Origin of the sequence: Methylomonas sp. DH-1 (assembly GCF_046097555.1) — a bacterium.
Taxonomy (GTDB): Bacteria; Pseudomonadota; Gammaproteobacteria; order Methylococcales; family Methylomonadaceae; genus Methylomonas; species Methylomonas koyamae.
The window spans coordinates 822,447-838,233 of the sequence record NZ_CP143089.1; the positions used below are offsets into that span (position 1 = coordinate 822,447).

The 15,787-nt window shown below is 56.1% G+C and carries 12 protein-coding genes; 5 read left to right on the forward strand and 7 right to left on the reverse strand.

Annotated elements, in window-relative coordinates; translation table 11 throughout:
* Nucleotides 1-29: 29 nt before the first annotated feature.
* From VXJ35_RS03905 to glgB, 3 genes are read right to left on the reverse strand one after another with little or no spacing between them, the layout of a single operon-like run.
* The gene (locus VXJ35_RS03905; RefSeq protein WP_064020561.1) at nucleotides 30-818 is read right to left on the reverse strand and encodes a secretin N-terminal domain-containing protein; all 789 of its coding nucleotides are present in this window, start codon (nucleotides 816-818) and stop codon (nucleotides 30-32) included.
* Nucleotides 808-2,241, reverse strand: coding sequence for a glycogen synthase GlgA (gene glgA / locus VXJ35_RS03910; protein WP_064020562.1), 1,434 nt, complete (start codon nucleotides 2,239-2,241; stop codon nucleotides 808-810). The genes VXJ35_RS03905 and glgA overlap by 11 nt, the downstream gene beginning before the upstream one ends.
* A gap of 8 nt (nucleotides 2,242-2,249) precedes the next feature.
* Nucleotides 2,250-4,430, reverse strand: coding sequence for a 1,4-alpha-glucan branching protein GlgB (gene glgB, locus VXJ35_RS03915; RefSeq protein ID WP_064020563.1), 2,181 nt, complete (start codon nucleotides 4,428-4,430; stop codon nucleotides 2,250-2,252).
* A gap of 218 nt (nucleotides 4,431-4,648) precedes the next feature.
* Between glgB and glgC the strand changes: the two genes are divergently transcribed.
* From glgC to malQ, 3 genes are read left to right on the forward strand one after another with little or no spacing between them, the layout of a single operon-like run.
* Nucleotides 4,649-5,929 (forward strand): glucose-1-phosphate adenylyltransferase, encoded by a 1,281-nt coding sequence (gene glgC / locus VXJ35_RS03920; protein ID WP_064020564.1) that lies wholly within the window; start codon nucleotides 4,649-4,651, stop codon nucleotides 5,927-5,929.
* Nucleotides 5,919-7,610, forward strand: a complete 1,692-nt coding sequence (locus VXJ35_RS03925; RefSeq protein ID WP_064020565.1) for a glycoside hydrolase family 57 protein — start codon at nucleotides 5,919-5,921, stop codon at nucleotides 7,608-7,610. Before glgC ends, VXJ35_RS03925 begins: the two co-directional genes overlap by 11 nt.
* Nucleotides 7,611-7,627: 17 nt before the next feature.
* Entirely contained in the window at nucleotides 7,628-9,100 is a 1,473-nt protein-coding gene (gene malQ, locus VXJ35_RS03930) for a 4-alpha-glucanotransferase (protein WP_064020566.1), read from the forward strand.
* 18 nt (nucleotides 9,101-9,118) lie between these two features.
* On the opposite strand, the gene VXJ35_RS03935 is transcribed toward malQ, so the two are convergent.
* From VXJ35_RS03935 to msrA, 3 genes are all read right to left on the reverse strand, one after another.
* A complete protein-coding gene (locus tag VXJ35_RS03935) occupies nucleotides 9,119-9,979 on the reverse strand; it encodes a quinoprotein dehydrogenase-associated putative ABC transporter substrate-binding protein (protein ID WP_054761615.1) in 861 nt (286 codons plus the stop codon).
* A 91-nt stretch (nucleotides 9,980-10,070) separates the two neighbouring features.
* Entirely contained in the window at nucleotides 10,071-11,924 is a 1,854-nt protein-coding gene (locus VXJ35_RS03940; RefSeq protein WP_064020567.1) for a methanol/ethanol family PQQ-dependent dehydrogenase, read from the reverse strand.
* Between the two features lie 256 nt (nucleotides 11,925-12,180).
* The gene (gene msrA, locus VXJ35_RS03945; protein ID WP_064020568.1) at nucleotides 12,181-12,816 is read right to left on the reverse strand and encodes a peptide-methionine (S)-S-oxide reductase MsrA; all 636 of its coding nucleotides are present in this window, start codon (nucleotides 12,814-12,816) and stop codon (nucleotides 12,181-12,183) included.
* Nucleotides 12,817-12,892: 76 nt separating this feature from the next.
* Here msrA and hslO point away from each other — a divergent pair, with 76 nt between their 5' ends.
* Together hslO and VXJ35_RS03955 are read left to right on the forward strand one after the other, a co-directional pair.
* Nucleotides 12,893-13,774, forward strand: a complete 882-nt coding sequence (hslO, locus tag VXJ35_RS03950) for an Hsp33 family molecular chaperone HslO (protein ID WP_064020569.1) — start codon at nucleotides 12,893-12,895, stop codon at nucleotides 13,772-13,774.
* A 7-nt stretch (nucleotides 13,775-13,781) separates the two neighbouring features.
* Nucleotides 13,782-14,555 carry a hypothetical protein gene (locus VXJ35_RS03955; protein WP_064020570.1) on the forward strand — a complete coding sequence of 258 codons (774 nt, stop codon included), beginning with the start codon at nucleotides 13,782-13,784 and terminating at the stop codon, nucleotides 14,553-14,555.
* Between the two features lie 48 nt (nucleotides 14,556-14,603).
* Here the strand turns inward: VXJ35_RS03955 and VXJ35_RS03960 are convergent, their stop codons facing one another.
* Nucleotides 14,604-15,776 carry a phosphoglycerate kinase gene (locus VXJ35_RS03960; protein WP_064020571.1) on the reverse strand — a complete coding sequence of 391 codons (1,173 nt, stop codon included), beginning with the start codon at nucleotides 15,774-15,776 and terminating at the stop codon, nucleotides 14,604-14,606.
* Between the last annotated feature and the right edge of the window lie 11 nt (nucleotides 15,777-15,787).

The following is a 15,787-nucleotide window of genomic DNA, read 5'->3' on the forward strand; positions in this document are numbered from 1 at the left end:
CGGCACGGCATTTTGCCGACTAAAACCGATTAATCGGCGGTTTCCACTTTTATCAGTATCCGCAGCCGGTTGTGCCGGCTAGCGTGGTTGAAGCTATCGAAGCCGCTACCCTGGCTATTTTCGTCGTCGACGTTGCCGGCGATTTCGACCCATTCGCCCAGATTGGCGCGTATCGAGGTCTGCGCCGATTGGGTGTCGAGTTGGCCGTTCTGGCGAAAGCGGTCCGACCAGGGGGCGACATCGAGGACCACTTGCTGGCCGACCAAGCGCGGCGTGACGGCGAAACCAGTCGTCGCTTCGACCATTTGGGTGTTGCTGTAGACGGTGGCGCCGTAACCGTACTGGTAGACGTTGTGGCTATGTACCGGCCGCACCTCGCCGGTTCTGATGATGGCCGGCTGGCCTTCCAGGGTACGCAATTGTTGGTGTTGCTGGCGGTTTTCCAAATCGGCCGTGTTGCCGACCATGCCCCGCATCCGAATCGCATGCGGCGACACGGCGATTGCCGCCTCCGCGTTGAGTTCGGCGGCGGTTTTGGTGCTGGTCTGCAACACGCTGATCATAAGATTGCTGAGGCGGGCGTCCAGTTTGCGGACCAGCGATTGGATATTCGCCAGCCGTTCCGGGCTGGTTCTGACGATCAGGCTGCTGCCGTTGTCCACCACCCGGTCTTCGCCGTCCAGTAGCGGCGCCAACAACGGCAGGATTTCGGCAGCCGGTCGGTTGGCGAGCGGAATCACTTCCATCACCGGCTCGCCGGCCAGCGTGGTTTGCCCGGCTAGTAGCACCAGCGCCAGGCAAACCGCCTTATATTTCATCGTACAAGGCCAGGTATTGTGCCGCGCTGTTTTTCCACGAGAAATCCTTGGCCATCGCATTGCGTTGGATCTGGCGCCAGATTTTGGGATTGTGGAACAGGACCAGGCTGCGCTTGATGGCTTCGATCAATGCCGCCGCCGAGGCATCGTTGAAAGAGATGCCGCTGGCCGTACCGTTGGCGATACTTTCCGGCAGGGAGTCGACCACGGTATCGGCCAGGCCGCCGGTTCTTCGGACAATCGGGATGGTGCCGTAACGTTGGCTGTACATTTGGTTCAGTCCGCAAGGTTCGAACCGCGACGGCATCAGGAAGATGTCGGAACCGGCTTCGATCCGGTGCGCCAAACGCTCGTCGTAGCCTATCGTCACGGCCACTTTTTCCGGATAGAGCCGGGCGAATTCCTGCAAGCGGTACTCTATGCTCTTGTCGCCGCTGCCCAGCAAGGCGAATTGCAGCGGTAAGTTCGTCATTTCGGCCAGACAGTTCAACACCAAGTCTATGCCCTTCTGTTCCACCAGTCGGCCGATCAGACCGAATAACGGCACATCGGCCTCGACCGGTAGGCCCAACTCATGTTGCAACGCAGCTTTATTGGCCTGTTTGCCTTCCAACTTGTCCGCCGTGTAATTGTGCGCCAGATAACTGTCGCTGCTCGGGTCCCAAACTGTCGTATCGATGCCGTTAATGATGCCGCTCAGTTGTTGCTGCTTGTGCGCCAGCAAGCCTTCCAGGCCGTAACCGAATTCCGGAGTCTGGATTTCCTGGGCGTAGGTGGGGCTGACCGTGGTGATGCGGTCGGAATAGGCCAAACCGCCCTTGATGAACGACAGCATGCCGTGGAATTCGAGCCCTTCCGGGTGCAACAACTGGCCGGGCAAATTCAGTTGCGAATAGGCGCTGCCGGGAAACAGGCCCTGGTAAGCCATGTTATGGATCGTAAACACCGTTGCCGGCCGATCCTGCTCCAATGACAACAGCGCCGGCGCCAGTCCGGTTTGCCAGTCGTTGCAATGCAGGATGTCGGTGCGCCAGTCCAGGTAGGCCCGGTTCATCGCCACTTCGACGATGATGCGGCAAAACAGCGCAAAGCGTTCGCCGATATTGGCCCAGGGTCGCCCGGCTTCGTCGAGGTAGGGGTTGCCGGGGACGTTGAAAAACGGCGGGTAATCGACTAGCCAGACGATGATGTTGCTGTCCGGCAGCCGGGTTTCCAATAAGTTGACGTCGCAATTGTTGACGCGCACCGTACACAGGTAACGGCCCGGTTCGCAGTTCTTGATGGCCTGGTAGTTGGGCATGATGATGCGCACATCCTGGCCCAAATCGGCCAAGGCTAGCGGCAAACTGCCGGCGACGTCGGCCAGGCCGCCGGTTTTGATCAAGGGATGGGTTTCGCTGCTGGCGAACAGAATTTTTTTCATGTGGCAAATTACATTTTCAAGATGATGCCGGCCAAGGGCGGTAACGTGATCGCAATCGAGTGTTGTTGGCCCATCCACGGTTGCGGTTCGCTAAGCACGGCGCCATTGCCAAGGTTGCTACCATCGTAGTATTGCGAATCGGAATTGAATATTTCGTAGTAGGTGCCGGGATTGGGCACGCCGATCCGGTAACTTTCCCGCGGCACCGGCGTAAAGTTCAGCACCACGATCAAGTCTTCGTGCGCCGACTTGCGGCGGTAACTGATGATGGATTGCTGGTAGTCGTGGCAGTCGATCCATTCGAAGCCTTGGTGTTCGAAATCGTAACGGTGCAAGGCGGCATGGTTGCGGTAAAGTTTGTTCAAATCCTTGACCAGCGTCTGTAAGCCGCGATGGTGGGCGTAATCCAGTACGTACCAGTCCAGGGTACGGTTGCAGCTCCATTCGGTGCCTTGGCCGAATTCGCAGCCCATGAACAACAGTTTTTTACCGGGATAGGTAAACATCATCGTGTACAACAGACGCAGGTTGGCGAAGCGCTGCCATTCGTCGCCGGGCATTTTGTTCAGCATCGAGCCTTTGCCGTGTACCACTTCGTCGTGGGAGAACGGCAGTACGAAGTTTTCGGTAAATGCATAGAGCAGGCCGAAAGTCAGCGAATCGTGATGGTAGGAGCGGTGGATCGGTTCCTCCTGCATGTAATGAAGAATGTCGTGCATCCAGCCCATGTTCCATTTCATCGAGAAACCCAGGCCGCCGGTCCAGGTCGGCCGGGTCACTTGCGGCCAAGAGGTGGATTCCTCGGCCATGATCACGGTGCCGGGGTGCTGCTCGTGAGTGACGGTATTCATGTGGCGCAAGAAGTCGATCGCTTCCAGGTTTTCGTTGCCGCCGTACATGTTCGGAATCCAGTCGTTGGCGTCGCGCGAGTAATCCAGATACAGCATCGACGCCACCGCATCGACCCGCAGGCCGTCCAGATGGAATTCCTCCAGCCAGAAGAAGGCGCTGGACAGCAGGAAGTTTTTCACTTCGTTACGGCTGTAGTTGTAGATCAGCGTGCCCCAATCGCGGTGTTCGCCTTTGCGCGGGTCTTCGTGTTCGTACAACGGGGTGCCGTCGAAGCGGCCCAGCGCGAAGCTGTCTTTCGGAAAATGGGCCGGGACCCAATCCAGAATCACGCCGATGCCGTTCTGGTGGCAATGGTCGACGAAAAAGCGGAAGTCGTCCGGCGTGCCGTGGCGGCTGGTCGGCGCGAAATAACCGGTGGTCTGGTAGCCCCAGGAAATGTCCAGCGGATGTTCGGTGACCGGCAACAGTTCGATGTGGGTAAAGCCCATCTCCTTGACGTAATCGACCAATTGTTCGGCCAGTTCGCGGTAGTTCAGGAAATTGCCGCGATGGTCGCGCCGCCATGAACCCAGATGTACCTCGTAGATCGACATCGGCTGATGCAGCCAGTCGTGTTGCGGCCGTTGTTCCATCCAGGCGCCGTCGCCCCAGGTGTAAGCGTTCTCGTCGACCACGACCGCAGCGGTGGCCGGACGAAATTCGAATTGTTGGCCGTAGGGGTCGGTTTTAACCAGCACCTGGCCGCTGTGGCGATTGAGGATTTCGAATTTGTACAGACAGCCGACGCTCAAGCCCGGAATGAAGATTTCCCAAATGCCGCTGCTGCCCAGGCTGCGCATCGGATGGCCGCGGCCGTCCCAGCGGTTGAAATCGCCGATGACGCTGACCCGTTGCGCATTAGGCGCCCAGACCGCGAAATGCACGCCCTCAATGCCGTCGACCGTAAGCTGGTGTGCGCCGAGCTTTTGGTAAATGTGCCAATGCCGGCCCTCGCCGAACAAATGCTGGTCGAATTCCGGCAACACCGGGCCGAAGCAATAGGGGTCGTAGTGGTGGTGAGTATGGCCGTCCTTGTCCAACCAGGACAATTGGTAGTGCGCAGGAATAACGGCGGTTTTGCCGGGGCGGTATTCGAAGAAATCGCTGTCCGGGATGCGCTGAAATTCGCCGCCGTCGGCTTCGAATTTGACGGATTCGGCGTAGGGCAAAAAGGTGCGGATGATGGTGTCGCTGCCTACGGTATGGCGGCCCAAGACCGAGAAAGGATCGTGATGCTTGGCATCTTTGATTTTGACGAGTTCTGAATCAAGCGAATGTAATTGGCTTGGCTTGTTCATTTTGCAGGGCCTCAGTATAGTTAGGTTTAGCGTTTGGCGGGGACGGCAATTGGGTTAAAACACCGACGTTATTAATAGCAATGCGCTTGGGTTTTTACTTTTCCGTGAAGAGTAACGATAATGGATCAGCGCGGCAAGTGGCAGGTCGAGAAATCTGTGTCAACCCGTCGGTGTCCGTATTTGCAGTAGTGAAGCTTATCAATTGAATGAGGAATTACATGTCAGTCGTCGATACACATCAGCAGGAGAGACGGGTAAACGATTTAACCCGCAATACCATCGCTTTAATTCTGGCTGGCGGCCGCGGTTCGCGGTTGAAGAATATGACGGACTGGCGGGCAAAGCCTGCGGTACCCTTTGGCGGCAAGTTTCGGATTATCGACTTTCCTCTGTCGAACTGCATCAACTCGGATATTCGCAAGATCGGCATCCTGACCCAATACAAAGCCGATTCTTTGATTCGGCACATCCAGCAAGGCTGGGGCTTTCTGCGCGGCGAATTCGGCGAATACGTGGATTTGATGCCGGCGCAGCAACGCCACGACGAACACTCGTGGTATCAGGGCACAGCCGATGCGATCTACCAAAACATCGACATCCTGCGGGCGCGCAATCCTGAATTCGTGCTGGTGTTGGCCGGTGACCACATCTACAAAATGGATTACTCGGTGATGCTGGCCGACCATGTCGCCAACAAAGCCGACCTGACTATAGGCTGTATCGAAGTGTCGCTGGAAGATGCCAAAGCCTTCGGCGTGATGCATGTCGACGACAACCGCCGGGTCAAGGCTTTCGTCGAAAAGCCGGAGAACCCGCCGGTGATGCCGGGCCGGGAAAACACCGCGCTGGCGTCCATGGGTATTTACATTTTTAATGCCGGCTTCCTGTTCGAACAATTGATTAAAGACGCCGACACCAAAGGTTCCAGTCGCGATTTCGGCAAAGACATCATTCCGTCGGTGATCGACAAATACCGGGTCAACGCCTATCCGTTTTTGGATTTGCAAAGCGGCCAACAAAGCTACTGGCGCGACGTAGGCACGATCGACGCCTACTGGACCGCCAATATGGAATTGGTCGGCGTCAAACCGGACCTGAATCTGTACGACAACACCTGGCCGATCTGGACCTACCAGGCGCAGACGCCGCCGGCCAAGTTCGTGTTCGACGACGACGACCGCCGCGGCCAAGCCATCGACTCGATGGTATCCGGCGGCTGCGTAATATCCGGCGCGATCGTGCGCCACTCGCTGTTATTCTCGCAAGTGCGGGTCAATTCCTACAGTACCGTGCAGGATTCGGTGGTGCTGCCGGAAGTGAATATCGGCCGCCATTGCCGGATCAAGAAAGCGATCATCGAAAAAGGCTGCCAGGTGCCGGAAGGCACCGTGATCGGCGAGAACCGGGCCGACGACGAAAGACGCTTCCACGTCAGCGAGGGCGGAGTCGTATTGGTGACCTCCGATATGTTGGGCCAACGCCGGAATTATGTCCGCTAAAAAATTGAAGCTGGTGCTGTGTTGGCACATGCACCAGCCCGAATACCGCGATATGCAGAGCGGCGAGTTCAAGTTGCCTTGGACTTATCTGCATGTGATCAAAGATTACGTGGATATGGTGGCCCATCTGGAGGCCGCGCCGGCCGCGAAGGCGGTCGTCAATTTCGCCCCTATCCTGCTGGAGCAGATCGAAGATTATTCCAACCAGGTCAACGGCTATTTGCATGATCGGATCGCGATCAAGGATCCGTTACTGGCGGCCTTGGTCGAGCCGGCTATCTCGGCCGATCCGGAGCGGCGGTTGAAATTATTGCGCGATTGCAAAAAAGCCAACCGCGAACGCCAGATCGAACGCTACCCCGCGTTCCGCAAGCTGATCGATATGGCGGATTGGGTCCAGGCGCATCAGGATTCGGTCAACTATGTCAATTCCCAATTCGTTTCCGATATTCTAGTCTGGTACCATCTGGTTTGGATGGGGGAAACCGTCAAGCTCAGCGACGGCCGGGTGCAGCGCCTGATCGAGAAAGGCAGCGGATTCAGTCTGCACGACCGGATCGAAATCGTCGAAATCATTGGCGACTTGTTATCCCGCGTCATCTACCGTTACAAATCGCTGGCCAGAAAAGGCCGCATCGAATTGTCTGTGACACCTTACGCCCATCCGATCATGCCGCTGATGTTGCAAATCGATTGCGCCCGCGAGGCCATGCCCGGCATCTCATTGCCCGCGCTGGAGCACTACCCCGGCGGAGAGGAGCGGGTACGTTGGCATTTGCAGAAGGGCGTGGCCACGTTTCGCCATTTCTTCGGCTTCGAGCCGCAAGGTTGCTGGCCGTCTGAGGGCAGCGTTAGCGAGCGGACGTTGCAGATTCTGGCCGAGGCCGGTTTTCGTTGGGCCGCCAGCGGCGGAAACGTCTTGCACAACAGTTTGCATGCCTCGGGCATCGCCGGAAATTGCAGTCCGCACCAACCGTTCAAAGTGCATTCTGCAGATATCGCCTGTTTTTTTCGGGACGACGGTTTGTCCGATTTGATCGGCTTCGAGTATTCCAAGTGGCATGCCGACGACGCGGTGGCCGATTTGATCAAACATCTGGAAAATATCGCCGATTTCGACAGCCGGGAGCCTTTGGTGTCGATCATTATGGACGGCGAAAATGCTTGGGAATATTTTCCGGATAACGGCTATCATTTTCTTAGCGCTTTGTACCGCCGGTTGAGCGAACATCCACGTATCGAGCTGACCACCTTTGCCGAGTATTTGGATAACGCCGAAGCCCGGATGGATGCGCTGCCGAAGTTGGTGGCCGGAAGCTGGGTCTACGGGACTTTCTCGACCTGGATCGGCGATGCCGATAAGAATTACGGCTGGGATATGTTGGGCGACGTCAAGGCGGCGTTCGACCGGGCCGTCGCTAACGGCAAGCTCAACGAGCAGCAACTGCTGCAGGCGCAAAGCCAATTAGGGGTGTGCGAAGGTTCGGACTGGTTTTGGTGGTTTGGCGACTACAATCCCGGTGAAGCGGTCAGCGACTTCGAAAAGCAGTACCGGCTCAATCTGACCAACCTTTACCGGTTGTTGGGAGAAGAGCCGCCGGCTTACCTGGCCTTGTCGTTCACGCAAGGCAGCGGTAATCCGGCAATGGGCGGCGCAATGCGCCGCGGTAATCAAATATAAGAAAATGGAACTAGTTCATGGGTGCTCTCTTGGATAAACGCCGCGCGGGCGTTTTGCTACACATTACATCCTTGCCGGGGCGCGGAGAGTGTGGCGATTTGGGAAGGGAAGCGTTTCATTTTGTCAATTTCTTGCACGACACCGGGGTGACGGTTTGGCAGACCTTGCCGCTCGGCATGCCGCACGGTGACGGCTCGCCTTACCAGTGTTTGTCGGCCCATGCCGGCAATCCGGCATTGATCAATCTGGAATGGCTGACTGAGAAGGGTTGGTTGCAGGCTACCGACCGTTGCGGCGATTGCCATACCAATGCCGAATTTACCAAGAGTTGTCTGGTAACAAAGGCGTTCTACGGCTTCCAGAATCTGGCCGATGCCGAGCAGCAGCTGGATTTTCAGCGGTTTTGCCGGGAAAAGGCCGGCTGGCTCGACGATTTCGCGCTGTTTATTGCATTGCGTAACGTATTCGGCCACAAATGCTGGAACGAATGGCCGGAAGCATTGCGGCAACGCGAACCGAAAGCGTTGAGCGAATCCCGGCAATTATTGAAAGCGGTAATCGATTCGATCAAATTCGAACAATACGTGTTCTTCAAGCAATGGCATGAATTGAAGGATTATGCCGCCCGCCACGGCGTGCTGATGTTCGGCGACATTCCGATTTTCGTTTCCTACGACAGTGCCGACGTTTGGGCCAACCGGGACGTGTTCAAGCTGAACGCGGCTGGCGAAATGGAAGTGGTGGCCGGCGTGCCGCCGGATTATTTTTCCGAATTCGGCCAGCGCTGGGGTAATCCGCATTACGACTGGGAATATTTGCGGAAAACCGGTTTCAAGTGGTGGTTGGAGCGGATCGAATCGCAGTACGAGATGTTCGATGTGCTTAGAATCGACCATTTCCGCGGACTCGAGGCGGCATGGGAAATTCCGGCTAACGAAGATACCGCGATCAATGGCCGCTGGGTCGTGGCGCCCGGGGCCGAGTTATTGGCCGAAATTCAACGCCATTTCGGCTCGCTATCGTTGGTTGCGGAAGATCTGGGCATCATCACTGCGGAAGTCGAAGCTTTGCGCGACGATTTCAGTTTGCCCGGCATGAAGATTTTGCAATTTGCCTTCGGCGACGACAGCCGCAACCCCTATTTGCCGTGCAATTACCATAAGAATTGCGTGGTGTATACCGGTACCCACGACAACGATACTACGTTAGGCTGGTTCGACGGGCTCAACGACGGCGAAAAGCAGCGCATCTACGACTACCTGGGCTGGTCCAGTCTGCCGATGCCGAGCGCGCTGATCCATGCCGCTATGGGATCGGTAGCCAATCTGGCGGTGATTCCGATGCAGGATATTTTGAAGCTAGGTTCGCCGGATCGGATGAATACGCCGGGGACCACCGAGGGTAATTGGCGCTGGCGCTTCGATTGGTCGCAATTGTCCGACGATAAAGCCGGACATTTTGCCCACTTAGTCAGGTTGTTCGGCCGCTGACGCGGCCGAATCCCGCAGTCAATCGTCGTCGTCTTTCTTCGCCGGTTTTTCCGGAATAGGTAGCGACGGAATTTTGTAGTCGGCAATGATCGCCTGGATTTTTGCCTGATTCTTGTCGATCAAGTCGTTAAGCTGTTGCTTGCGCTGATTGTCGCCTTGGCGGATTCCCATCGCAATCGAGAAATCGAAGCGGGTTCCCGCTGAGGATTGCATCGGCATTGCAATATAGCCGTTCTTGGCGCTCTGGTTTTGTACGTAAGCCGCCATCGGGCCCCATAAAATCACCATGTCGATTTTCCCTGCGCGCAGTTCTTTCTCGATCTGCATCGCGACATTATGCTCGCTGTCGCCGGTCATGCTTTGGTAAGGGACGCCGTAATCCAATAGCCCGTTCTGTTGCAGCCAGTCGGTACCGGGGCCGCGGTCGAACATGGCGATTTTCAGTTTCTGCTGCCGTTGCTCAGGCAATTGCGCTAGTTGGTTAGGCTCTTTGATATCGTCCCAGCCGCGGCCTTTTGCAATCAATAAGACGTAGGTCGAATGCAGATAGGGTTTGGTGGTTTCGGTCAATTCGAAGCCGGCCGGTACGCCCATCACCACGTCGCACTTGAAGCCTTCGCCATTGTCGTTTTCCGCTTTCAAAGTATTGCGGATGAAGCCGATACGGTCCGGCAACCAGGTATATTCCAGTTCCTGGCCCAATTGGTCGGCAAACAGTGCGGCGATTTTATTCTCGTAGCCGGTGAGCTCCTTGGTGGAATAGGGCGGATTTACCGGGTCCGCACAGACTTTGAACTTATCCTGGGCTTGGCTGTTGGCCATGGGGGCGACCAAGGCGAGATATAGGGCCCAGGTAGCGAGGGTCGAATTGGCTTTCATGAAAATTCCTGTACTGGTTTTCTTGGCATAAAAAAGCCTTGGCCGATTGCTCGGCCAAGGCTTGCTTTACTGAGGTCCGAAAAGTCGGATATTAGTTAGGCAGAGCGAACACGGTCAGTGTACCACCCAATTTGGTATAAGAACCCAAGCTTCTGTACGCACCAACCGCACCCAGACCTTCCGAGTTGGTTGAGGACGAGCCGTCGTCCAGGCCGGCAGCGATACCGATACCGGCCCAGCCGCCGATACCTGACAGAACGCCGACGTATTGTTTGCCGTTGAATTCCCAGGTGTTGACGTTGCCGATGATGCCGGATGGGGTTTTGAATTTGTACAATTCTTTACCGGTTTTGGCATCGACCGCTTTCAGGTAGCCTTCCAGGGTGCCGTAGAATACGACGCCGCCGGCGGTAGCAACAGAACCTGACCAAACAGAGAATTGTTCTTTGTTTGACCAAACGATTTTGCCGGTTTTTGCGTCAAATGCGGTGAATTGACCCAAGTTGGTGCTATCGTCTTTTTTGCCGGTCAGTACGTCAGCGCCTGCTGGCATCATTGACAGGGTAGCGCCTACGTACGGTTGACCCGCAGTGTAGCTAACTTCAAACGGTTCGTACTCCATGCACAAGTGGTTGCCGGAGATATAGAACAAGCCTGTTTGTGGAGAGTAAGACACAGGAGCCATGTTTTTGGCACCCAACGCCGCAGGGCAAGTACCTACGGTGTTAACGTCTTCGCCGTTGTGCTCAGTTGAGAACTCAGGCACGACTTGTGGGCGACCGGTTTTCATGTCGACGTGGGTCAGCCAGTTGACGGATTTATCGAATTTCTCAGCCACCAACAGTTCGCCGGTTTCGCGATCCAGAGTGTAACCTACACCGTTACGGTCAAAGTGTACGATGGTTTTATGCATTTTGCCTTTGACTTCTTGATCAACCAAAACGGTTTCGTTGATACCGTCGTAGTCCCACTCGTCGTGTGGTGTCATTTGGTAAACCCATTTGACTTCACCGGTGTCGGCGTCGCGCGCCCACAATGACATGGACCATTTGTTGTCGCCTGGACGCTGAGTCGGGTTCCAGGTGGATGGATTGCCTGAACCGTAGTAGACCAGGTTCAGTTTAGGATCGTAAGAGTACCAGCCCCAAGTGGTGCCGCCGCCGATTTTCCATTGGTCGCCTTTCCAGGTCGCCAAGCTGGATTCTGGTCCCAGCGGAGTGACTTTGCCATCTTGCCAGGTGGTGGATTTACCCGGTTTGATCAGGGTGTCCTTGTCCGGACCCATGCTGTAACCTTTCCATGCCAATTGGCCGGTTTTGATGTCGTAGGCCGCCAGGAAGCCGCGGACGCCGAATTCGCCGCCGGAAATACCGGTGATGACTTTATCTTTAACTACGATAGGTGCGTTGGTGTTGGTCATACCCAGTTTCGGGTCGCCGTTTTGCACGCTCCATACGCGTTTGCCGGTTTTGGCATCCAGTGCGGTCAGAACGGTGTCCGATTGTTGCAGGAAGATTTTGCCGTCGCCGTAAGCCAAGCCGCGGTTAACCGTGTCGCAGCACATAACCGGAATGGTTACGTCGGCGTCCATGGTCGGGGTGAATTCCCAGATGACCGCTTTGGTGGTTTGGTCGATGGCGTAAACAGTGTTTGGGAACGGAGTGTGAATAAACATTACGCCGTTAACAACCAGAGGACCGCCTTCGTGACCGCGCAATACACCGGTTGAGAAAGACCAGGCAGGTTGCAGGTTTTTAACGTTCTGAGTGTTGATTTGTGACAATTTGCTGTAACGGGTACCAGCGTAGTCGCCACCCCAAGTTGCCCAGTTGGCGGGGTTTTGAGTTAATTTCTCAACGTCTTCGTTCGCGGTAGATACGGTTGGTGCAGCAAGAATCGTCGCTACAGCCGAAGCAAGCAGCCAGTTGTATACAGGCTTCTTCATATGTTTCCTCCTGGTAATCTGCGGATGAGACAGAATACGGTTTTGTGTTGTTAAGACTAATATTAGTATTAAAGCTCTGTTTGGATGACTGACCTGTTTAGGTCGTTCGGTAAGCGCCGAACGCAGAGGTAGAGCCACACCAGGCGCGTAAATTGAAGGATTTTTTCCTAAAAGTCAACCGGAAAAACTCTGCCTGGAAGGCCTGGAAACGATAATGCCAAGACTTATAACGCCTTAGCATTCGGCGCCGTTTTATTCAGCGCGGGTAACAAATCCCCAGGCCGCCGAGGCCGCAATAACCGTCCGGGTTTTTCGCCAGATATTGCTGGTGCTCCAGTTCGGCATAGTAAAACGGCGGCGCGCCGCGGATTTCGGTCGTGATCGGCGGCAGGCCGGCGCCGGCCAACGCCGCCTGGTATGCAGCCAGGCTGGCGTTGGCGGCGGCAAGTTGCGGTTCGCCGTAGCAGTAAATGGCTGAACGGTACTGGGTGCCGACGTCGTTGCCCTGGCGCATGCCTTGGGTCGGATTGTGCGATTCCCAAAACACGGCCAACAGCGCAGGGTAGCTGACGGTGTGCGGATCGAATACGACCAGTACCACCTCGGCGTGGCCGGTCAGGCCGCTGCAGACTTCCTGATAAGTCGGATTGGGCGTATAACCGCCGGCATAGCCGACTGCGGTGGCATAAACCCCGGCCTGTTGCCAGAACTTGCGTTCCGCTCCCCAAAAACAGCCCATGCCGAACACGGCTTGCTGTAAATGTTCCGGAAACGGCGGATGGTAACAATGGCCGCTGACAGCATGTAGCGAGCCGCTGGCGATAGGCGTGGAGCGGCCCGGCAGGGCTTGTTCCGCCGTGGGCATCGCGGTTTTTTTGAGTAGAAAAGACATAACTGCTTCCCTCGGGTCGAATGATCGGACACTGGGGATTATAATCGCCGACCTTTCTTAACCGGTTAACGAAATCATGAAACAACAAGATTGCTTACGCCGCTTTATCTTCGAGGAGCATGGCGTGCGCGGCGAATGGGTTAGACTGCGGACCAGCCTGGCCGCAGCCAAACAGCACCAGCGGATAGTGGACGATGCGGTCGACGCGCAACTGGGCCAGGCGTTGGCGGCCGCGGTATTGCTGGCGGCGACGATTAAATTCAAAGGTGCAATGATTATGCAAATCCAGGGCGGCGGCGAGCTTAAGGCTGTGGTTGCCCAAGCCAGCAGCGACCGTAAAATACGCGGCCTGGTACGGAGCGCGGACAGCGTCGGCGGCACCAATCTGCGCGAAATGATCGGAGAAGGCGGCCGCTTGGTGCTGACCGTCGAATCCGAAAACGCCGAACCTTACCAAGGCATCGTCGGTGTCGAAGCCGATACGCTGGCCGAAGTGTTGGAAGTGTACTTCAAGCAATCGGAACAACTGAACACCCGTTTGTGGTTGTTCGCCGACCGCGACACCGCAGCCGGGCTGTTGCTTCAGGAATTGCCGGGCGAGCAAAAAGACCCGGCCGACTGGGAACGCCTGGAAATGTTGGCGGCTACCGTTACTGCCGAGGAAATGTTCGCGTTGGATTGCGAAGAGCTGCTGTACCGCCTGTTTCATCAAGAAAAGGTCAGAATTTTCGAGGCGGAGGCCGTGGAATTCAAATGCAATTGCTCGCGGCAAAAAATCGCCGGCACTTTAGCCGCCTTGGGGCGGTCCGAATTGCACGCGATTTTGCAGGAGCGCGACGACATCGAAGTCGACTGCCAGTTCTGCGGTGCCCAGTACCGTTTCGATAAAATCGACGTAGAAAATTTGCTGGCCAATCCGGCGGCAGAAACCGAGACCAACCCGCCGACCCGGCATTGAGGAGGCTATGAAAACATTTACCCGAATTTTGCGCTGGTTGCTGGCTTTTATACTGCTCAGCACGATGACCGGCTGCCTGTATTGGTTGCACGCCTACCAAACTTATTTGCAGATGGACGAGTTCGACCGCTATTTCTCGGTGGTGTCGAAAGACGACTTCACCGTGCATTTCAAGAAACCCAAGTTATTCAGCGAAGACTTCGTCTCGCTGGCCAAACTGCATGCCAGCAGCGAAGAACAGACTGCCGACGGCAAACGCTGGCGCTATTGGTTCCGGAAAATCGATAAGGACGGCAAACAGGTGGCGCCGGAAGTCAGTTTCTACCTGGATCTGGCTTTCAATAAGGAAGATAAGATCACCGACTGGACCTTCTCCAACCTGTTCCTGCAAATCGCGCCGCCGGAGTTTCTGGAAGCGTCGTTCCGTTCATTGGGCGGTGCCGAAATTAACGAAGAGAAAAAGCAGTTGAAGGCCAAGGCCGGCCAATTGGAAAAAATCGCCGCATTGCTGCCGAAGAAATCTCAGGTGGTCAAGCAGTTGGGCGAGCCGTTGGAGATTACCCAAGAAGAGAAGCAGGAAGTTTACCTGTACCACTTCCGCCTGGAAGCGAAGGAGATCGAAGAAGGTTACGAGGATCGGGCGTTGAGCGAGGTCAGGCTGATGTTCGATAAAGAGACGGCGGAAATGGTGAAAATGTCCGGCCGTTTCGCCGGCCTGAAAATTTCGATCAACTACCGCGACTATCAGGACGATAAGGATAAAACCGTGGCCGGTTTGTAAGGCCGTTGCGGCCGGCTGCCACCAGCCGGCCGCATGCGCGACTATCGATTAGCTGCGCGCTTTCAATACTGCAACCGCGGGCAGTTCCTTGCCTTCCAGGAATTCCAGGAAGGCGCCGCCGCCGGTGGAGGTGTAGGACACTTTGTCGGCTATGCCGTATTTGTCGATAGCCGCCAGCGTGTCGCCGCCGCCGGCAATCGAGAACGCCGGGCTTTCGGCAATCGCCAGTGACAGGGATTTGGTGCCTTCGCCGAACTGGTCGATTTCGAACACGCCGACCGGGCCGTTCCAGACGATGGTGCCGGCGGTTTTCAGGATTTCCGCGTATTGCTTGGCGGTTTCCGGTCCAATGTCCAGGATCAAATCGTCGGCTTCGACGTCGGCGACGTTTTTCACGGTGGCAGCCGCGCTTTCGGAGAATTCTTTGGCACAGACCACATCGACCGGTACCGGGATGTCGGCGCCGCGTTCCTTTGCCGACGCGATCAAACGTTTGGCTTCCGGAATTAAATCCGCTTCATATAGCGATTTGCCGACGTTGTAACCGGCGGCCGCAATGAAGGTGTTGGCGATACCGCCGCCGACGATCAGCTGATCGACTTTAGACGACAAGGATTCCAACACGGTCAGTTTGGTGGAGACTTTGGAGCCGCCGACGATGGCCACTAAAGGACGGGCGGGAGTTTCCAGGGCCTTGCCCAGTGCATCCAGTTCGGCCGCCAACAGTGGGCCGGCGCAAGCCACGGTGGCGTGTTCGGCAACGGCATGGGTCGAGGCTTCGGCGCGGTGAGCGGTACCGAAGGCGTCCATCACGAAAATGTCGCACAGCGCGGCCATTTTTTGGCCCAGCTCGGCGCTGTTTTTCTTTTCGCCTTTATTGAAGCGCACGTTCTCGCACAGCACCACTTCGCCGCGCTTGACGTCGACGCCGTCCAGCCAATCTTTGACCAGACGCACCGGTTGGCCCAGCAATTGGGAAAAACGTTCGGCAACGGGTTGCAAGCTGGAGGCTTCGTCGTATTCGCCTTCGGTCGGACGGCCCAGGTGCGACATCAAAATTACCGCGGCGCCGCCGGCCAAGGCCGCTTCGACGGTCGGAACGCTGGCCTGGATGCGCAAATCGCTGGTGACTTTACCGTCTTTGACCGGTACGTTTAAATCCTGGCGGATCAGGACGCGTTTGCCTGCCAGATCCAGATCGACCATTCGTTTGATAGACATAAGTTCTCCTA